Raw genomic sequence first — 18576 nt, 5'->3', positions numbered from 1 at the left:
GGACGACGAGAATAGGAAAGAACTGCACTGGGGACTCCTGGAGTGAGGGGTTTACGATGCCGCTGGAGTCGGCACTGACTCACTTCTCGACTGACGTACTCGGTGATCAACCGTCCGATGTGGCCGGGTCGATCAAGGTCCCCAACATAGGCGCGCAGTGCGGCGGAGTCGAGCCAGGAGCAACCTCCTGTGACGAAGCCGACCATAGGCCCACTAATGTTGAAGGGTCCACGAGGTCCAGACCGCGCCCCGTCTCATCACTACACGTCAGAGGTGCCCATGGCTGAAAATCGAGTGAGTGGCGCGGTGGACAGGGCCACCGACAGCACGGCGTTCGAACGGGCGGCTCGCGCCGGCCACATCGTGAGCGGGCTGGTCCACCTGCTGATCGCGTTCATCATCACCCGCATCGCCTTCGGCTCCGGCGGCAACGCCGACCAGTCCGGGGCATTGGGGACGCTCGGCAGCAGCCCCGGCGGCAAGACAATGCTGTGGATCGCGGCCGTCGCCTTCCTGGCGATGGCGCTGTGGCGGGTCGCCGAGGCCATCATCGGTCCGCACGCCACCGAACCGGGTGACGGCGACTCAGGTGCGTCCGGACTCTTCGATCGCGCAAAGGCCGCCGGCGTGGCGGTGGTCTATTTCGGGTTCGCTTTCTCGGCGTTCCAGTTCGCCCGCGGCACCGGCCAGTCGAGCGGTCAGCAGAGCGCCGGTCTGTCGGCACGTCTGATGGAGAACACGGCAGGCAAGACCGTTCTCGTCATCGCCGGCTTGGTCGTCATCGCCATCGGCGGGTACCACGTGTACAAGGGCGTGACCAAGAACTTCCTCGACGACCTCAAGATCTCCGGCAGCACGATCATCACGCCGCTCGGCATCGCCGGATACACGGCGAAGGGTCTGGTCCTGGTCGGCGCAGGAATCCTGGTGATCGTCGCGTCCATCAACTCGGACCCGTCCAAGGCCACCGGTATCGACGGGGCCGTCAAGACCCTGGGGGAAGCGCCGTTCGGCAAGTTCCTGTTGATCCTCGCCGGGATCGGGATCGCCGCCTACGGCCTCTACAGCTTCGCGATGGCCCGCTACTCGCGCATGTAGCCCCCGGAAGTGGTGGGTTCTGGCGTCCCCCACCTGGGGAAATGCTCGCCAGAACCCACCAAAACCGGTCAGCCGAGCTTGCGCAGGCGGGGCTCGAGATCCTTCTGGAAGTTGGTCAGGAACCGCTGCTGATCGTGGCCCGGTGCGTGGAAGACCAGGTGGTTGAGGCCGGCGTCGGTGTACGCCTTGACCTTCTCGACCGCCTCATCGGGATCAGAGGCGACGATCCAGCGCTTGGCAACCTGCTCGATCGGCAGCTCGTCGGCGAGGCGTTCCATCTCAGTCGAGGAGTTCACACTGTGCTTCTGCTCCGGGGTCAGCGACAGCGGCGCCCAGAACCGGCAGTTCTCCAACGCCAACTCGGGGTCGGGATCGTAGGAGATCTTGATCTCGATCATCCGGTCGATGTCGTCGAAGTTCCGCTCGGCCTTGTCCGCGCCTTCCTTGACCGACGGGATCAGCTTCTCGGTGTAGAGCTCCATGCCCTTGCCCGAGGTACAGATGAAACCGTCACCCGACCGGCCCGCGTAGCGAGCGACGACTGGGCCACCGGCCGCGATGTACACCGGCACCGGCTGCTCAGGGAGGTCGTACATGTAGGCGCCCTGGGTCTTGTAGTACTCGCCGTCGAAGTTCACCTCGTCGCCGGTCCACAGCTCACGCATCAACCGGACCGCCTCACGCAGCCGCGCGAACCGTTCCTTGAACTCGGGCCACTCACCCTGGAAACCGGTCGCGTACTCGTTGAGCGCTTCGCCGGTGCCGACCCCGAGCATGATCCGGCCCGGGTACATGCAGGCCATCGACGCGAACGCCTGCGCGATCACCGCCGGGTTGTACCGGAACGTCGGCGTCATCACCGAGGTACCGATCTGCACCCGGTTGGTCCGCTCACCCACCGCGGCCATCCACGCCAACGAGAACGGGGCATGCCCACCCTCATGCCGCCACGGCTGGAAGTGATCGGACACCGCCACCGAATCCATGCCGTGTTCCTCGGCCGCCACCGCGATCTCGACCAGCTCACGCGGGTTGAACTGCTCTGCCGAAGCCTTGTATCCGAGCCGCAATGCCACCAGACCATCTCCCTCATCCGCCGTGTTGTCATTCCAGTTCATCACAGGCCGCAGACGGGGCCTTTTCGAGCGGTCGAATTCAGCTGTGGGCAAACTCCATTGACTTCAAGTGAACTTGAACTTCTACTGTAGGGATCATGAGTATGGAGTCAGTTGCCTGGAACACGATGTATCGGTCGATGAACGGGCCCGACCTGAGCAAGGAACGCCGTCGCGAGAACCGCGGCATCACGGTGCGACGGATTGCCGCGTTCGCCAAGCCGCACCGCGGCAAGCTCACGGTGTTCATGGTCCTGAGCATCGTCGTCGCCATCCTGACCGTCGTCACCCCGATCCTGGCCGGCCGGGTGGTCAACAACATCGTCGGCGACGGAGCGACCTCGACGGTGGTGTGGCTCGCCGTCCTGATCGCGATCATCGCGGTGGCCGAGGCAGCGACCGGCCTGGTGGTGAGCTGGCTGTCGTCGAACATCGGCGAGGGCTTGATCTACGACCTGCGCCGCGCGGTCTTCGACCACGTCCAGAAGATGCCGATCGCCTTCTTCACCCGCACCCGCACGGGCGCACTGGTCAGCCGACTGAACAACGACGTGATCGGCGCCCAGCGTGCGTTCTCCGACACCCTGTCGGGCGTCGTGTCGAACATCGTCACCCTCACCCTGACCTTGGCGGTGATGATCTCGATCAGCTGGCAGATCACGTTGCTGGCACTGGTCCTCTTGCCGCTCTTCGTGCTTCCGGCCCGCCGGATGGGCAAGCGGATGGCGGCCCTGTCCCGGGAGGCCGCCGAATACAACTCGCTGATGTCGACACAGATGACCGAACGCTTCTCCGCGCCCGGAGCGACGCTGGTGAAACTGTTCGGACGCCCCAGCCAGGAATCCGAAGAGTTCTCGTGGCGCGCCGACAAGGTCCGCGACATCGGCGTCCGGAGGTCTCTGGCGCAGAGCATCTTCGTCACCTCGCTGACCCTGGTGTCCGCGCTGGCTCTCGCGCTCATCTACGGACTGGGCGGATACTTGGCCCTACAGGGACATCTCAACGCCGGCGCCGTGGTCTCGCTCGCCCTGTTGCTGACCCGCATGTATGCGCCGATGACGGCTCTGGCCAACGCGCGCGTCGAGATCATGAGTGCACTCGTCAGTTTCGAGCGCGTCTTCGAGGTCCTCGACCTGGCGCCCCTGATCGCCGACAAGCCCGACGCCATCACCGCGCCGACCGGCCAGCAGTCCCTGAGCTTCCAGAACGTGAGCTTCAGCTATCCCTCGGCGGAGAAGGTGTCGCTCGCATCGCTCGAAGAGGTTGCAGTGCTGGACAAGCGGGGCGGCGACGAGGTGATCCATGACGTGTCGTTCACCGTCCCGCCGGGCAAGATGGTCGCGCTCGTCGGCAGCTCGGGTGCGGGCAAATCGACGATCGCACAGTTGGCGACGCGCCTGTACGACGTCGATTCCGGAGCGATCAAACTGGGCGACAACGATATCCGCGACCTGGAAAGCGGGTCGATGCACCGGGCCATCGGGCTGGTGACGCAGGACGGTCACCTGTTCCACGACACCGTCCGCGCAAATCTGTTGCTGGCCAACCCGGCAGCGACCGAACAGGACATCTGGGATGCGCTGCGGCGCTCACGCCTCGACGGACTGGTGGCGAGCCTGGCCGACGGTCTCGACACCGTGGTCGGCGAGCGCGGATACCGCCTCTCCGGTGGAGAGCGCCAACGACTGACGATCGCCCGGCTGCTCTTGGCCCACCCGGCCGTCGTCATCCTCGACGAGGCCACAGCGCATCTGGATTCGACGTCGGAGGCGGCGGTGCAGGAAGCTCTGGCCGAGGCGCTGGAAGGACGGACCTCCGTGGTGATCGCGCACCGGCTCTCGACCATCCGGGCCGCCGACGAGATCCTGGTCCTGGAAGACGGACGGGTTGTCGAACGCGGCACCCACCTCGAGCTGCTCGCGCGCAGCGGCCGCTACGCGGAGTTGTACCGCACGCAGTTCGCGGACGACACCGATCAGCGGGCGGTGTCCGACGACTCGCCCGGTCCTTCGGTGCCTTCCGAACGAGCCTGACTCACCAGCTTCGCGGCCTTCTCCAGGCTCAGACCCCGGTCTGCGCGACGTAGCTTGCGGATGGCATTGACCTCGTTGTCGATGCCGGCGGTGACCTCTCGGACCTCAGACATCGTCCAGGGCAGAGGCTTGGGCTTGGGCCGGAGTTCGGTCGCGACCAACGCGATGTTGACGGCGATAATCACCATCCCGAGCGCGAACCAGCCCCACCTACCGTCATTTGCCCAGCTCACCGACAACAATGCGACACAAATCATCAGCACCAGCGAGCCGATCACGGTCAGGCTGGAACCGAGCCTCTTCAGAACGTGCATGCCTCAAGTGAACACGGCCACCCCTCAGGGCCGCACTCCGGCCTGCGCGAATCCCTTCAGTGCGTACTTGTTGTATCGGACCTTCGCCGGCAGGCGCCGGTAGAGCGGATCGATCGCGCGGACGCCGGCACAGAACCGCCGGTAGTTGCGCTCTTTGCGCTCACTCCACGGCAGGTCGAGCTGCTCCCGCGAGCGTTCCGGCATCCCGCCGGTGGTGATGAAGGCCGCGAACGGATTCACCAGACGGGAGAGCACCTTCCACACCAGCGGGTGCATGCCAGGCGGCAGCGGATAACCCTTTGTGACGTATCCGACCCCGTACCGGGCGGTCTTGTGCGGAATGAGCACCTCGTCGACGGTGCGATCCCAGTACTCGACGAAGTCCGCGTAGGTAGCCGGCATCGGACGATCACTGACGCCGTAGCGGCGATACCAGGTGATCGATTCCGCGTAGATCTGCTCTTTCTCCGCGTCGGTCAGCTTCTTGATCATCCGATCGGTACCGGTGAGCAACGCATCGACGAACGTGGCGTGCGCCCAGTAGTACGTCTCGGGATTCAACGCGTGATACCGCTCCCCATCAGGCATCGTGCCCTTGATATCCGTGTGAAAATCACGAACCATCGCGCCCACCGGATCGCCTTCGGAAGAGTAGACGGTGCCGTAGATCCCCGGCAGAGACCGCTTGATCCGGGCGAACGGATCGTCGAAGAACACCGAGTGCTCCATCACGGCCTGCCCCAGCGCGGGCAGCATGTTCTCGAGAACCGCAGGACGCGGCCCGAGCAGACCCAGGCGGCTGTCGCCGAAGTACTTCCAGGTCAGCGAACCCGGTCCGAGTGGAGCTCCGACGAGCTCGGGACGGTCGGCATCGTCCGCCAGTTCTGCAGACGGCGTGTCTATTGCGTCGGTCATAGGGAAACCGTAGCAGCAAAGGAACACAATCTCCATAGTGTTCCATTGAGTCCGACGCAGCGGCTCCCTCAGACCGCGACGGCGCGATCTGAGGCTCGAGGATCGACGATGTCCGAGAAATGTGAGGCGTCGCCGGCGACGACTCGGCTCTGCGCACCGTCGACACCGACGGGGACATCACCGGCCAGGGTGATCCGGTTGAGTCGGCGGTACTGGTCGTCGTAGTCGGCGACCGCGTAGTGCTGCGTGGCGCGGTTGTCCCAGATCGCCAGGTCGCCGGACTCCCAGTTCCATCGGACCGTGTTCTCCAGCTTGATGATCCGGGCCTGCAGGACGTTGAAGAGCTCCGCCGACTCGACGCTCCCGAGGTCGACGAAGCGTTTGACGAAGTTACCGAGGAGCAACGCCCGCTCACCGGTCTCCGGATGGACCCGGACCACGGGGTGCTCGGTCTCGTAATACGACGACTGGAACTCGGCGCGGTAGGCGTCCGCGAGATTGGTCGAGCTCCGCTGCGCTACGTCTCCCGGGCCATTCTTGGCATTGACGAGTTCGGCTGCCGTTCCGGCGTAGTCGGTCACGTTCGTGTGGACCGCCCACAAGTTCTCGGTCAGCGCCTTGAGGGATGTCGGCAGATTCTCGTACGCCGCGACCGTGTTCGCCCAGGTGGTGGATCCGCCATAGGTCGGCAGTGTGACCGCACGCAGGATCGACGCCTTGGGAATCCGGTCAACGAAGGTGACATCGGTGTGCCAGCTGTTCGCGCGCCCGTAGTCGGAGTCGATCGGCAAGATGGTGTCGCCGCGGGAGGTGACCGTCGGGTGGGCGATCGTCGGGATCCCGAGTGACCGCGCGAACGCGAGCTGTCCGTCGTCGTCGAGATGATCCTGCCCGCGGAAGAAGATCACCTTGTGGGCGAGCAGAGCGTTGTTGATCGTTGCCAGCGTCGCGGAGTCGAGATCGCCCGAGAGCGTGACCCCGTCCACCCGCGCGCCGATATTGCCCCCGATTTTGACGACGTCGATCTGTGCAGACATGGCCTACCTCCCGAAGAACTGGACTGCGAATATGTTCTCCGCGAACGTAGTTGCCGCACCTCTCCTTGAGAACGTTATGACGCAGCGTGAGCCGAAGGGCGCCCACCAACACACCCAGCTACTCCAGGAAGACCCAGGTGCTGCAGCACCTGGGTCTTTTGGAACGAGTGGGTTTGCGGAATCAGCGGAAGGCGTCGTGACCCGTCAGCGCCTTGCCGATCATCAGCTGGTGCATCTCGGAGGTGCCCTCGTACGTCAGCACCGACTCCAGGTTGTTGGCATGCCGGATGATGGGGTACTCGAGGGTGATGCCGTTGGCGCCCAGTATCGTCCGACACTCACGGGCGATCTTGATCGCCTCGCGGACGTTGTTCAGTTTGCCGAGGCTGACCTGCTCCGGCCGCAGCGAACCCGCATCCTTGAGCCGACCGAGGTGCAGGGCGAGCAACGTCCCCTTGCCCCATTCGAGCGCCATATCCGCGAGCTTCGCCTGGGTGAGCTGATACCCGGACAGCGGTTTGTCGAAGACATCCCGCTCCCCGGCATAGTCGATCGCTGTCTCCAGGCAATCGCGCGCCGCCCCCACCGAGCCGAAGACGATGCCGAAACGGGCCTCGTTCAGACAACTCAGCGGTCCGCGCAGCCCCTCGACTCCGGGCAGCATCGCCGACGCGGGTAGCCGAACCTCCTCGAGGACGAGTTCCGAGGTCACCGAGGCACGCAGGGAGAGTTTGTGTTTGATCTCCGGCGCACTGAACCCGGGGGTATCGGTGGGCACCACGAAACCGCGCACACCCCGCGAGCCCTCCCCCAGATCGGTGCGCGCCCACACCACCGCGACATCTGCGACCGAGCCGTTGGTGATCCACATCTTGGTGCCGTTGAGCACCCAGTCATCTCCGTCGCGCTTCGCGTTGGTCCGCATGCCCGCCGGGTTCGACCCGAAGTCGGGCTCGGTCAGCCCGAAGCACCCGATCGCCTTGCCTGCCGCCATATCCGGTAGCCACTGCTGCTTCTGCTCTTCCGAGCCGAACTCGTGGATCGCGAACATGGCCAGCGAACCCTGCACCGAGACGAAGCTCCGCAGTCCGCTGTCGACGGCCTCGAGTTCGGTGCAGACAAGGCCGTAGGTGGTGGCCGACATCCCGGCGCAGCCGTAGCCGTCGAGGTGCATCCCCAGCACCCCCAGCTCACCGAGTTCGGCGGCCAGTTCCCGGACCGGAAGCGAACCATCCTCGAACCACTCGGCCACGTGCGGACGCAGTCTCGATCGACCGAAAGCCGCCACCGTGTCCCGGATCTCCCGCTCGTCGTCGGTGATGAGCGGGTCGGTGGCGAACAGCTCGGCCAAGGTTTGCTTGTCGGTCATCGGTATCAACCCACTCCTTCTAGTTCACTGTTCTCGCGCCCGACGCGCGCCGCAGCGGCGGCCTCTTTGGCGAATGCGGCTGTACGCGCAATGGCCCGCAGTGCGTCGGGCAGCCTGCCCGCGAGCACCGGGAACGCGTGGACCTGCCAGGAATAACTGTGCAGTTCGGCCTGCACCCCGTCGGCCGCCAGGTTCTCGATCAACTCCAGCGCGTCGGGTTCGAGCATCTCGTCTTCGGCCGTGACGAGGATCGTCGGCGGGAACGCCTCCGAGGGAACGTCGGCGATACGGCGGGCGCCGCGTAGCGCGATCGGGCCCTGATCGAACCGCGGCCGGAGTTTGCCCAGTTTGCCGATCGGCAGATACGCGTCGGATCTGCTCGTTCGGTCCGGGTTGGCCGCGAGATCGAGATCGAGCAGCGGCGAGTAACCGATGAATGCCGCGGGAGCTGGCATCCCATCACGGTGTGCGAACTCGATGACCTTGCCCGACAGGAAGCCACCGGCCGAATCCCCGGCCACCACCACGTGAGAGAAACCGCGCTCGGTGATGAGCTCCCGGTAGGCCTGATAGGCGTCCGTCGCCGAGGTACCGACCCCCGCCTCGGGCAGTTGCCGGTAGGCGACGGAGTACACCGGCAACCCGGTGTCGCGGCACAACCGAGAAGCAACCGCCCGGTGCGTGGCGAGACCGCACACGACCATCGCGCCGCCGTGCAGGTACAGGATCGCGGTGGCGTCATCGCGATTGCTCGGGCCGGCGGGCAAGGACAGTTCCACCGGCCGCCCAGCCAGTTGCATCTGCTCCCGCACTATCCCCTTGGCCTTGGGACCCAGGGCGAAGATCTCGTCGATCAGGAACAGCGGCCGCAGCCCCAGCGCCCCGATCGGCCACAGCGTCAGGGCCGGTTTGATCAGCAGTCGCGACGCCAGCCAGACCGGGTACGAGCGAAGGCTCGGGTGGCGGTGCCTGGTCACAACCATCTGTTACTCCCTTCCACGGTTACTTCCATCCTGCTGCGCGCCGCCTGCAACGACAAGGCCCGCCGGTTCCGTGTTCGTGAACGGGAGGCCAACCGTTGGTGAAGTTACGGCTCTCACCTGCGCTGTTGAGCCAGCGCAATGGCTGGAAAATGCCCGACGCGTCCTCTCGTGGGCATCGCGGTACGCGCCCAGCTGAGACAATGACCGGACCAAGTACGACGAAGGAAGGACCTCGGTGACCGCTCCGACCCTCGCGCAGTTCAACAGATCTGCGCAGGCGCCGACCGCACGGACCCTGATGGACATCTTGACGGAGACCTCGTCAGCCCATCCCGATGCGCCCGCCATCGACGACGGCGACGTCGTCCTCACCTATTCCGAGGTGATGGAACTCGTCGATGAGGGTGCGGTCTGGCTGGGGAGTCGAGGGATCGGCCTCGGTGATCGAGTCGGGATCCGGATGCCGTCGGGCTCCCGCGAGCTCTACCTGGCCATTCTGTCGACCCTCGCCGCCGGAGCCGCCTACGTCCCCGTCGACGCCGACGATCCGCCCGAGCGCGCCACCCTCGTGTTCGGGGAGGCGAAGGTGGCAGCGATCCTCGGCGCCGAAGGACTCACCTGGCCGTCGGACCTGGGGCTCACCCGCAGCGACACCGATGGCGATGCCGTCCGCCCCGACATCGACAACGACGCCTGGATCATCTTCACCTCGGGTTCCACCGGGACACCGAAAGGCGTGGCCGTCACCCATCGCAACGCCGCCGCGTTCGTCGACGCCGAAGCGCAGATGTTCTTGCAGGACGAGCCACTGGGCCCGGGTGACCGGGTGCTGGCCGGGCTGTCCGTCGCCTTCGACGCCTCCTGCGAAGAGATGTGGCTGGCCTGGCGTCACGGCGCCTGCCTCGTCCCCGCCCCGCGGTCGCTGGTGCGGTCCGGGATGGACCTCGGCCCGTGGCTGGTGCAACGCGACATCACCGTGGTCTCGACGGTCCCGACCCTCGCCTCCCTCTGGCCGCCCGAGGCCCTCGAGGCCGTCCGGCTGCTGATCTTCGGCGGCGAAGCCTGCCCGCCCGAGCTCGGCGAACGGCTCGCGGTGGACGGCCGCGAGGTGTGGAACACCTACGGTCCGACCGAGGCAACCGTCGTCGCCTGCGCCGCGCTTCTCGACGGCAGCAAGCCCGTGCGTATCGGGCTGCCGCTCGCCGGCTGGGATCTGGCCGTCGTCGACGCCGAAGGCGTACAGGTGGCGCCCGGGGAGGTCGGCGAACTGGTCATCGGCGGCGTCGGACTGGCCCGCTACCTCGACCCGGCCAAAGACGCCGAGAAGTACTCGCCCATGGCCACCCTGGGCTGGGATCGCGCCTATCGCAGCGGCGACCTCGTGCGGTTCGAGGTCGAAGGCCTGGTGTTCATGGGCCGCGCCGACGACCAGGTGAAGGTCGGTGGACGCCGCATCGAACTCGGCGAGGTCGACAACGCCCTGCAGCACCTGCCCGGAGTGGGCGGCGCGGCCGCCGCGGTCCGAAAATCGGCCGCCGGCAACTCCGTACTGGTGGGCTACCTCGTCTCCACCGATCCCGGCTTCGACCTCGCCGCGGCTCGTGACCACCTGTCCGACCAGCTACCCGCAGCCCTGATCCCCCGGCTCGTATTGGTCGACGAGCTGCCGACACGCACCTCCGGGAAGGTCGACCGCAACGCCTTGCCCTGGCCGCTGCCGTCCTCCGGAGGAGATGACGACACGAGTCATCTCGGAGCCACCGAGGCCTGGGTCGCACAGCACTGGACCTCGGTACTCGGGGTCACGATCACCGACACCAAGGCCGACTTCTTCTCCGAGGGCGGTGGCTCATTGGCCGCAGCCCAATTGGTGACGATCCTGCGCCAGCGCTTCCCGACCGTGACCGTCGCCGATCTCTATGACCATCCGCGGCTGGGCTCACTGGCGCAGATGCTCGACGACATCAATCCCGGTGCAGTCACCGAACCCCGCATCGTCGCACCGACCCCACGCAGGGCCGGTCTCGCGCAGGTCGCGTTGTCGGTGCCGCTCACCACGCTCACCGGCCTGCAGTGGGTCACCTGGCTGGCGATCGCCAACAACGTGCTGTCGCGCTTCTACGACGCCGCCTGGATCACGCCGATCAACTGGTGGATCGTCGTCGCCGCGTTCATCGTCTTCATCACTCCGCTCGGCCGGATGGTCACCGCCGCGGCCGGGATCCGGATGTTGCTCGCCGGGGTCGAGCCCGGCGACTACCCCCGCGGCGGGTCGGTGCATCTACGGCTGTGGATCGCCGAACGGCTGACCGAGGCGAGCGGCGCCGCGAATCTGTCCGGAGCCCCGTGGATGATCTACTTCGCCCGCTCGCTGGGCGCGCAGATCGGCCGCGGCGTCGACATGCACACCCTGCCCCCGGTCACCGGCATGATCACCCTTGGCGACGGCTGTTCGGTGGAACCCGAGGTGGATCTGGCCGGCTGGTGGATCGACGGCGACGTGGTCCACATCGGCGACATCGAGATCGGTTCCGGAGCCAGCGTCGGCTCCCGCTCCACTCTCATGCCCGGCACCCGGATCGGCCCGAACGCCGAGATCGCGCCGGGCAGCGCCGTGATGGGCAAGATCAAGGGCGGCCAACTCTGGGCCGGGTCACCCGCCGTCAAGACCGGCAAGGCCCAGCGTCCCTGGCCCGATCACCGGCCGGAGAAACGCAGCTACTGGGTGCCGATCTTCGGGATCTCGTCCGTCCTGCTCGCCGGGGTGCCGTTGCTGTCCCTCGGTGCCGGGCTCGCGGTGATCGGCAGCTGGGCCGCCGATGCCGACCGATTGCGGTCCGTCGCACTGCGATCCGTCGCACTGCTCCCCGTCGCAACCCTGGTGAGCCTGCTCGTCTTCGCGGTCATCACCGCGGTGCTGGTGCGGCTGTTGTCCATCGGGATGCAGAAGGGCTATCACCCGGTGCGCTCGCGCGTCGGCTGGCAGGTATGGGTCACCGAACGGCTGATGGACGCGGCGCGAACCTTCCTCTTCCCGCTCTACGCCTCGCTGCTGACGCCCTGGTGGTTCCGGCTGCTCGGCGCCGACATCGGCAAGGGCACCGAGATCTCCACCGCCCTGGTGATCCCGAAGTTCACCACCGTCGGCGACGGCGCGTTCCTGGCCGACGACACCATGGTCGCGTCGTACGAACTCGGCGGTGGCTGGATGCACATCGATGAGGCCAAGGTCGGCAAGCGCGCCTTCCTCGGCAACTCGGGGATGACCGGCCCGGGCCGCAAGGTCCCGAAGAACTCTCTGGTGGCTGTGCTGTCGGCGACCCCCAGCAAGGCGAAGTCGGGGTCGAGTTGGCTGGGTAGCCCGCCGGTACGTCTGCGCCGCGCCGCCGCCCAGTCAGATACGTCGCGGACCTTCGATCCGCCGCTGAAGCTGAAGGCGGCCCGCGCGTTCGTGGAGACATTGCGACTGATCCCCGTGATGATCACCTTCGGGCTGGGACTGTTCGTGCTGATCGGACTGCAGTACATCGCCCAGTCCTCGAATTACTTCATCGCTGCTGCGGTCAGCGGACTGGTCCTGCTGGTTGCCGGGGCCGCCGCCTGCTGTATCGCCGCCGCGGCCAAGTGGGCCGTGGTCGGGAAGATCGAAGCCACCGAGCATCCGCTGTGGAGTTCCTTCGTGTGGCGCAACGAGCTCTCGGACGCGTTCGTGGAGACGGTCGCGGCACCGTGGTTCGCCAACGCGGCGACCGGCACCCCCATCCTGAACCTGTGGCTGCGGATGCTCGGCGCCCACATCGGCAAGGGCGTCTGGTGCGAAACCTATTGGCTCCCTGAGGCCGACCTCGTCACCCTCGGCGACGGCGCGACCGTACAACGCGGCTGCGTGGTCCAGACCCACCTGTTCCACGACCGCGTGATGGCGATCGACGAGGTGGTCCTGGGACCTGGCGCCACCCTCGGGCCGCACTGTGTGGCGCTGCCCGCCGCCGGACTCGGTGCCGGCGCGACCGTCGGCCCGGCGTCGCTGGTCATGCGCGGTGACGTGGTGCCGGATTCGACCCGTTGGCAAGGTAATCCGATCGCACCGTGGAACTGACGTGGTGGCGCTAGACCCGGTTTCGCCGTCGGCTCGTGAGATATCCGTCGGCACCGGTTCGACCGGTCTCGGCGAGTCCGACGGCCACGAGACCGGCGATGAGCGCGAGCGGCAACTCGTAGCCACCGTCTGCATTCCAGAACCCGTTGTCGATGTGGGCGTAGAAGATGGCACCGATCATGTCGGCGATCAGCAGCAGCGACACCAGGGGCATCAGCACCCCGAGGATCAGCAGGATCCCGCCGCCGAACTCCACCAACGCCGAGTACCAGGCCGCGGCCTTCGGGAGCGGGATGTCGAGCATCTTGAAGTAGGCCTCGGTGGCGTCGATTCCGTTGGTGTGCAACTTCTGCCAGCCGTGGAAGATGAAGATGACGCCGAGGATGACCCTGGCCACCAGAGAAGCGAAATTTCGAGATGTACCCATGACTGTCGTCCTTGTCCTCGATGTACACGCGTGGAGGAATCCCGGCCGCCGGCACCACGGGTCTTCGAGCGCCGTCGCCGCACACTCCATGTAACGTCATGAAGAACCAAAAATCAGCTGGAACTGGAGGATTTGTGCCGGGTAAACCAGGCAGGCGGTCAGGTGGGACCGGACAGCCGCTCCTCGGCGACCCCTCCGACGGTATCGATCCCTATCTGCCCGGAAACGGCAATCTCGGGTATCACGTGTCCCGTTACGACCTCGACCTCGAATACAAGGTGGCCACGAACCGTCTTGCGGGTACCGCGGTGATCACCGCGACCACGGTCAGCACTCTCGGTCGGTTCTCCCTCGACCTGTCGAACTCGCTGAAGGTCGATCGTGTCACCGTCAACGGCGAGAAGGTGCGCCGGTTCTCTCATCGCAGCCGCAAGCTGACCATCACGATGGCCACGGACCTGCCTGCGGGCGGTGTCATGACGATCCTGGTGAAGTACGCCGGCAACCCGCGGCCGATCCGCGGCCGGTGGGGCGAGGTCGGCTGGGAGGAACTCACGGAGGGTTCGCTGGTCGCGAGCCAGCCCAACGGGGCCGCGTCCTGGTATCCCTGCGACGACCACCCGACGTCCAAGGCCGCCTACGGCATCTCGATCACCACCGACACCCCGTTCATGGCCGTCGCCAACGGGGTGCTGATCCGTAAGCGGATCAGGGCCGCGCAGACGACGTGGGTGTACGAGCAGGTCGAGCCGATGGCGTCGTACCTGGCCACCATCCAGATCGGCCAGTACACCCGAAAGACACTGACCACCAAGCCCGTTCCCATCCACGCGGTCTTCCCGCCGGCCCTGCGACGCAACGTCGAGCACGACTTCGCCAAGCAGCGGCAGATGATGGATGCGTTCGTGGACATGTTCGGCCCCTACCCGTTCCCGGAGTATTCCGTGGTGATCACCGACGACGAGCTGGAGATCCCCATCGAGGCCCAGGGCATGTCGATCTTCGGCGCGAACCACTGCGACGGCTCCGGATCGTATGAACGCCTGGTCGCGCACGAGTTGGCGCACCAGTGGTTCGGTAATTCCCTGACGCTGAACCGGTGGAGACACATCTGGCTCCACGAGGGTTTCGCCTGCTACAGCGAGTGGCTGTGGTCGGAACGGTCGGGTGGCATGACCGCCGAGGCACACGCACGCAAGTACTACGATCGCCTCGCCGCGTCGCCGGTCGATCTGATCATCGGCGACCCGGGGCCGGAGAAGATGTTCGACGACCGGGTGTACAAGCGCGGCGCGCTGACCCTGCACGCCCTGCGCAAACAGGTGGGCGACGACAAGTTCTTCGATCTGCTGCGGGAGTGGACACGTCAGTACCGGTACAGCTCGGTCACCACCGAGGATTTCACCGGACTCGCCGCGCGGTTCAGTCCGCGGCCACTGAACGATCTCTGGGACAAGTGGTTGGGGCAGCGGTCGCTGCCGATGTACCCAGGGCTCTAGTGGGACGGGGTGGCCCGATGAGCCAGGTGTGCCCATGAGCCGGGTGGCACTGGCGACGGTGGTCGCCGCGATCTCGGGGTATCTGGTGCTGCTGCTCGCCGCCCGCGGTCTCGGGGCCGACGGATATGCCGCGTTCGCCGTGTTCTGGGCGGCGTACGGCCTGGTCACGGGCACCCAGAACGGTCAACTCCAAGAGACGACCCGGGCGGTCCGGGGAGCGCGGATGAAAGACGGGCCTGCGCCCGGCGCGCGTCCGATGCCGCTCAACGCAATGGTCGGTCTCGGCCTCGGCGCCGTCGTCGCCGTCACCGCAATCGGCTGGGCGACAACTGTGTTCGAATCGCATCGCCTGGAATCGGTGGCGCTGCTCTCGGCCGGGGTCGCTGCGTTCGGGATCTACGCGGGCCTCGGCGGCGCGCTCTCGGGACTCGGCCGCTGGGGCCCGTTCGGGACGTTGCTCGTCGTCGACGCCCTCATCCGCCTCACCTTGACCGTCATCGCCGTCGCCGAGGGGTGGGGTCTGGGTGCATTCCTGATCATCACGGTGGCGGGCACGGTGTCCTCGGCGGTCGTGCTGCTGTTCCTGCGTCCCGCGCGCGCGGCCCTCGGCGTCCGGGGTGATGTCGCGACCCGCGAACTCGCCCGCAACACGTTCACCGCGATGTCCGCGGCCCTGGCAAGTGCGATCCTGGTCATGGGCTTCCCGGTGTTGATCAAGCTCTCCACCAGCGGCGCCCTCGACTCCGCAGCCGGGGCGGTGATCCTGGCGGTGACCCTGACCAGGGCTCCACTGCTGGTGCCGTTGAACAGCTTCCAAGGGGCTCTCATCAGCCGCTTCGTCGAGAATCGGGAACGGCTGCTCAACGCCCTCACGGTGCCGCTGGGCATCGTGATCGGGGTCGGCGCAGTGGGCTCGGTCGCTGCGTGGTTGCTCGGCCCGTGGCTGCTGGAGAACATCTTCGGTGGCGACTACCGGCTGTCGGGAACCACCGTGGCCGCCCTGACGGCAGGGGCCGTCGCGATGGCAGCGCTCACGCTGACCGGTGCGATGGCACTGGCAGCCGGTCGGCACCGTCTCTACGCGACGGGGTGGTGGGTGGGCACCGCGGTCAGCATCGGACTGCTGTTCATCCCGGCCGACCTCGAGGTGCGGGTGCCGCTCGCATTGATCGTCGGCCCGCTGGTCGGCATGTCCGTGCACCTTGTCGCGGCGGCGCGTCCGGGCTCAGCGCACGAGGTGCCGAGCCAACTCCCCGGCGACCGGCCACTGCCTGCCGAGTAGCGCGCCGGGCAGCAGTGTCGCGGCATTCAGCCGGGAGGTGGGATGACGACGGGCGGCCTTCGCGGCGGTGGTCCAGCCCAGCGACTCGCACGTCCTGGCCTCTGCGGCGAAGAACTCCCGCTCCTCGGCGAAGCGCCTGCCGTCGACCGCACGGACCGAACTGACCGACGCCACGTGTCGCCGGTAGGAGAACGTCACCTCCGGATCGAAGACCAGTGATCCGCCCGATCGGGCGATGTCCACCAGAAGCGCCAGGTCCAAGACCACCTCCAGACCCTCCCGGAAACCGATCGGCCGGGCGATGTCGCGGCGCCAGAGCAGCGACGGGAAATAGGTCCAGTTGCCGCGATACAGACCGGCGGCCAGTTCTTCGCCGCGCAGGGTGGTCGCCGCGCTCGGCGCCAGCATCGACTTCACCCGGTCCCCCAGGGGCCGTACGACGGTCCCGGAGGCGTCGATGACCTCGACCCCACCCGCCACGATCGCGGCGTCGGGATTGCCTGCCAGCGCGGCGACAGCGCGGGCCAGATGGTCCGGACCCATCAGGTCGTCGCACCCCATGATCGTGAACGCAGGTGCCTCCACGAGGTCGACGCAGCGCCGGAAGTTGCCGTTGACCCCGAGGTTCTCGGTGTTGCGCAGGTAGTGCAGCCGGGGGTCGTCGACGGCCTGGAACCAGCGCGCAGGCTCGGGGTCGGGATATTGGTCGTCCACCATGACCAGGCGGAACCGGGTATGGGTCTGCGCGAGAACGCTGCGGACTGCGGCCTGGAAGAGGGACATGTCGCCGTAGAACGGCAGCATGACGTCGACCAGCACGGTGGAAGAATACGCCGCCGGTGCCGTTAGACTCCCTATCGGCCTGTTTCTTCTCGACGAGCGCGCGGAGGTGTGTGAGATCGCTGACTCACCTGCCGTCGACAGCAACGGCAACGGCGATGTGTGGCTGATCGTCCCGGTGTACAACGAAGCTCCGGTGATCCGCTCGGTCGTCTCCGCCGCAAAACTCACCTTCCCCAACATCGTCTGCGTCGACGACGGCAGCAAAGACGGTTCCGCGGACGAGATCCTGGCCGCCGGAGTGCGATTGGTACGCCATCCGGTGAACCTCGGGCAGGGGGCCGCCATCCAGACCGGGGTCGAGTACGCCCGATCCCAACCAGGCGCAGCGTACTTCGTCACCTTCGACGCCGACGGCCAGCACCAGGTCGACGACGTGGTCGCCATGTTGGAGCGTCTGCGCACCGAGCCACTGGACATGGTCATCGGCACCCGTTTCGCGGACGATCGCAGCAAGAGCGTTCCGATCATCAAGCGAATGGCGCTGCGCACCATCGTTTTCCTGAGCCCGCGCACCCGGCGACTCGGATTGACCGACGCCCACAACGGCCTGCGCGTGTTCAACAAAAAGGTGGCCGCCGAGCTGGATCTCATCATGAACGGGATGAGCCACGCCTCGGAGTTCGTCGCGCTGATCGACGCCCGCAAGTGGCGGGTCGCCGAGCAACCCGTGACGATCCTCTACACCGAATACTCGATGGCCAAGGGACAGTCGTTGCTCAACGGGGTCAACATCTTGGCCGACGGCCTGCTCCACGGCCGGATGAGGCGATAACACCATGCTGGCAATCCAGATCATCCTCATCCTGTTCGTCATCGCACTGGTCGGTTACTTCATCACCCAGCGCGGCAACGCCCGGGCATCGGCCTGGGTGAAGCTCGCGTTCCTCGGCTTCCTGGCGTTCGGTGTCTACGCCTTGCTGCGGCCCGACGACCTGACCACTCTCGCCGGCTGGGTCGGGGTCGGACGTGGCACCGACCTGGTGCTGTATTGCCTCGTCGTCGCCTTCGCGTTCACCACGATCAGCACCTACCTGCGGTTCCGCGACTTGGAGATCAAGTACGCCCGCCTGGCTCGCGCGATCGCGCTGCAGAACGCGAAACTGGAGAACCGGCCAGACGAGGACTGAGGTCGGCCACCAAATTCGTCCCCCTGAGCAGCCATCGAGGGCACATTCCCCTCCGACACCCCTGACGGGGCCGAGAAACCCCAGTCCGTTCAGTGCTCGTGCGCTGAATGCTCCGCGTGTTCGGCGCCCATGATGTCGTGCAGGATCCGGTGGACGATGGCGTCTGGAACGATCCGGTAATGAACGGTCCGCCCGGATTTGGTGGTGGTGACCCAGCCCTGGGCGCGCAGGGCGCGCAACGATTGTGACGCCGCGTTCTCCGTGATCGACGCGGCGTCGGCCAGCTCGCTGACGGTGGCCCCCGGGTGCTCGTGCATGTGGGTCAGCAAGCTCAGCCGGGTGGAATCCGACAGCAGCGCAAAGCGATTGGCCCACCCATCGATCTCGGTGTGCTGGTGCCCGGCCATCGCCAGTCCCTTCGCCGCTCGTACTGCC

At 66.4% G+C, this 18576-nt stretch carries 16 protein-coding genes; 7 read left to right on the top strand and 9 right to left on the bottom strand.

What is annotated here, in order from left to right:
* Positions 1-279: 279 nt before the first annotated feature.
* Positions 280-1098, top strand: coding sequence for a DUF1206 domain-containing protein (locus BH683_RS26035; protein WP_084839182.1), 819 nt, complete (start codon positions 280-282; stop codon positions 1096-1098).
* A 68-nt stretch (positions 1099-1166) separates the two neighbouring features.
* Here BH683_RS26035 and fgd read toward each other — a convergent pair whose 3' ends face one another.
* Positions 1167-2216 carry a glucose-6-phosphate dehydrogenase (coenzyme-F420) gene (gene fgd / locus BH683_RS26030; RefSeq protein WP_084839181.1) on the bottom strand — a complete coding sequence of 350 codons (1050 nt, stop codon included), beginning with the start codon at positions 2214-2216 and terminating at the stop codon, positions 1167-1169.
* Between the two features lie 95 nt (positions 2217-2311).
* On the opposite strand from fgd, the gene BH683_RS26025 reads away from it, so the two are divergent.
* Positions 2312-4246: an ABC transporter ATP-binding protein gene (locus BH683_RS26025; RefSeq protein ID WP_084839180.1), complete on the top strand. Its 1935-nt coding sequence runs from the start codon at positions 2312-2314 to the stop codon at positions 4244-4246.
* Here BH683_RS26025 and BH683_RS26020 read toward each other — a convergent pair.
* The 5 genes from BH683_RS26020 to BH683_RS26000 all read right to left on the bottom strand — a co-directional run bounded on the left by BH683_RS26020 (position 4189) and on the right by BH683_RS26000 (position 8864).
* Positions 4189-4560 (bottom strand): hypothetical protein, encoded by a 372-nt coding sequence (locus BH683_RS26020; RefSeq protein ID WP_094647768.1) that lies wholly within the window; start codon positions 4558-4560, stop codon positions 4189-4191. The genes BH683_RS26025 and BH683_RS26020 overlap by 58 nt on opposite strands.
* 24 nt (positions 4561-4584) lie before the next feature.
* Entirely contained in the window at positions 4585-5475 is an 891-nt protein-coding gene (locus tag BH683_RS26015) for an oxygenase MpaB family protein (RefSeq protein WP_084839179.1), read from the bottom strand.
* Between the two features lie 68 nt (positions 5476-5543).
* A complete protein-coding gene (locus BH683_RS26010) occupies positions 5544-6512 on the bottom strand; it encodes a TauD/TfdA family dioxygenase (protein WP_084839178.1) in 969 nt (322 codons plus the stop codon).
* 181 nt (positions 6513-6693) lie between these two features.
* The gene (locus BH683_RS26005; RefSeq protein ID WP_084839177.1) at positions 6694-7881 is read right to left on the bottom strand and encodes an acyl-CoA dehydrogenase family protein; all 1188 of its coding nucleotides are present in this window, start codon (positions 7879-7881) and stop codon (positions 6694-6696) included.
* 5 nt (positions 7882-7886) lie between these two features.
* Complete coding sequence (locus BH683_RS26000; protein WP_084839176.1) at positions 7887-8864, bottom strand: alpha/beta hydrolase; 978 nt, start codon at positions 8862-8864, stop codon at positions 7887-7889.
* A gap of 298 nt (positions 8865-9162) precedes the next feature.
* Here BH683_RS26000 and BH683_RS25995 point away from each other — a divergent pair, with 298 nt between their 5' ends.
* A complete protein-coding gene (locus BH683_RS25995; protein WP_094647778.1) occupies positions 9163-12963 on the top strand; it encodes a Pls/PosA family non-ribosomal peptide synthetase in 3801 nt (1266 codons plus the stop codon).
* A gap of 10 nt (positions 12964-12973) precedes the next feature.
* Here BH683_RS25995 and BH683_RS25990 read toward each other — a convergent pair whose 3' ends face one another.
* Entirely contained in the window at positions 12974-13390 is a 417-nt protein-coding gene (locus tag BH683_RS25990) for a DoxX family protein (protein WP_084839174.1), read from the bottom strand.
* Positions 13391-13524: 134 nt separating this feature from the next.
* On the opposite strand from BH683_RS25990, the gene BH683_RS25985 reads away from it, so the two are divergent.
* Both BH683_RS25985 and BH683_RS25980 read left to right on the top strand, forming a co-directional pair.
* Positions 13525-14889: a M1 family metallopeptidase gene (locus BH683_RS25985; protein WP_084839173.1), complete on the top strand. Its 1365-nt coding sequence runs from the start codon at positions 13525-13527 to the stop codon at positions 14887-14889.
* 34 nt (positions 14890-14923) lie between these two features.
* Positions 14924-16171 (top strand): polysaccharide biosynthesis protein, encoded by a 1248-nt coding sequence (locus BH683_RS25980; protein ID WP_084839172.1) that lies wholly within the window; start codon positions 14924-14926, stop codon positions 16169-16171.
* Here the strand turns inward: BH683_RS25980 and BH683_RS25975 are convergent.
* The gene (locus BH683_RS25975) at positions 16115-16990 is read right to left on the bottom strand and encodes a glycosyltransferase (RefSeq protein ID WP_084839171.1); all 876 of its coding nucleotides are present in this window, start codon (positions 16988-16990) and stop codon (positions 16115-16117) included. The genes BH683_RS25980 and BH683_RS25975 overlap by 57 nt on opposite strands.
* On the opposite strand from BH683_RS25975, the gene BH683_RS25970 reads away from it, so the two are divergent.
* On the top strand, positions 16974-17786 hold the full coding sequence (locus BH683_RS25970; RefSeq protein WP_084839170.1) for a glycosyltransferase family 2 protein: 813 nt from the start codon (positions 16974-16976) through the stop codon (positions 17784-17786). The two genes, BH683_RS25975 and BH683_RS25970, sit on opposite strands and share 17 nt — an antisense overlap.
* A gap of 4 nt (positions 17787-17790) precedes the next feature.
* Positions 17791-18141 (top strand): DUF2304 domain-containing protein, encoded by a 351-nt coding sequence (locus BH683_RS25965; RefSeq protein WP_084839169.1) that lies wholly within the window; start codon positions 17791-17793, stop codon positions 18139-18141.
* Between the two features lie 89 nt (positions 18142-18230).
* On the opposite strand, the gene BH683_RS25960 is transcribed toward BH683_RS25965, so the two are convergent.
* Positions 18231-18548 (bottom strand): metalloregulator ArsR/SmtB family transcription factor, encoded by a 318-nt coding sequence (locus BH683_RS25960; RefSeq protein WP_084839266.1) that lies wholly within the window; start codon positions 18546-18548, stop codon positions 18231-18233.
* Between the last annotated feature and the right edge of the window lie 28 nt (positions 18549-18576).

The sequence above is a fragment of the Williamsia sp. 1138 genome (assembly GCF_002095435.2).
Classification (GTDB): domain Bacteria; phylum Actinomycetota; class Actinomycetes; order Mycobacteriales; family Mycobacteriaceae; genus Williamsia.
Note: the sequence above shows the minus strand (reverse complement) of the source record. Positions and strands in the feature narration are given on the sequence as shown.

Excerpts from the sequence above, each read along its gene's own strand:
- BH683_RS26035 (WP_084839182.1), top strand. The coding sequence starts at position 280 with ATGGCTGAAAATCGAGTGAGTGGCGCGGTGGACAGGGCCACCGACAGC.
- fgd (WP_084839181.1), bottom strand. The coding sequence starts at position 2,216 with ATGAACTGGAATGACAACACGGCGGATGAGGGAGATGGTCTGGTGGCA.
- BH683_RS26025 (WP_084839180.1), top strand. The coding sequence starts at position 2,312 with ATGAGTATGGAGTCAGTTGCCTGGAACACGATGTATCGGTCGATGAAC.
- BH683_RS26020 (WP_094647768.1), bottom strand. The coding sequence starts at position 4,560 with ATGCACGTTCTGAAGAGGCTCGGTTCCAGCCTGACCGTGATCGGCTCG.
- BH683_RS26015 (WP_084839179.1), bottom strand. The coding sequence starts at position 5,475 with ATGACCGACGCAATAGACACGCCGTCTGCAGAACTGGCGGACGATGCC.
- BH683_RS26010 (WP_084839178.1), bottom strand. The coding sequence starts at position 6,512 with ATGTCTGCACAGATCGACGTCGTCAAAATCGGGGGCAATATCGGCGCG.
- BH683_RS26005 (WP_084839177.1), bottom strand. The coding sequence starts at position 7,881 with ATGACCGACAAGCAAACCTTGGCCGAGCTGTTCGCCACCGACCCGCTC.
- BH683_RS26000 (WP_084839176.1), bottom strand. The coding sequence starts at position 8,864 with ATGGTTGTGACCAGGCACCGCCACCCGAGCCTTCGCTCGTACCCGGTC.
- BH683_RS25995 (WP_094647778.1), top strand. The coding sequence starts at position 9,163 with ATGGACATCTTGACGGAGACCTCGTCAGCCCATCCCGATGCGCCCGCC.
- BH683_RS25990 (WP_084839174.1), bottom strand. The coding sequence starts at position 13,390 with ATGGGTACATCTCGAAATTTCGCTTCTCTGGTGGCCAGGGTCATCCTC.
- BH683_RS25980 (WP_084839172.1), top strand. The coding sequence starts at position 14,924 with ATGAGCCGGGTGGCACTGGCGACGGTGGTCGCCGCGATCTCGGGGTAT.
- BH683_RS25970 (WP_084839170.1), top strand. The coding sequence starts at position 16,974 with ATGACGTCGACCAGCACGGTGGAAGAATACGCCGCCGGTGCCGTTAGA.
- BH683_RS25965 (WP_084839169.1), top strand. The coding sequence starts at position 17,791 with ATGCTGGCAATCCAGATCATCCTCATCCTGTTCGTCATCGCACTGGTC.
- BH683_RS25960 (WP_084839266.1), bottom strand. The coding sequence starts at position 18,548 with ATGGCCGGGCACCAGCACACCGAGATCGATGGGTGGGCCAATCGCTTT.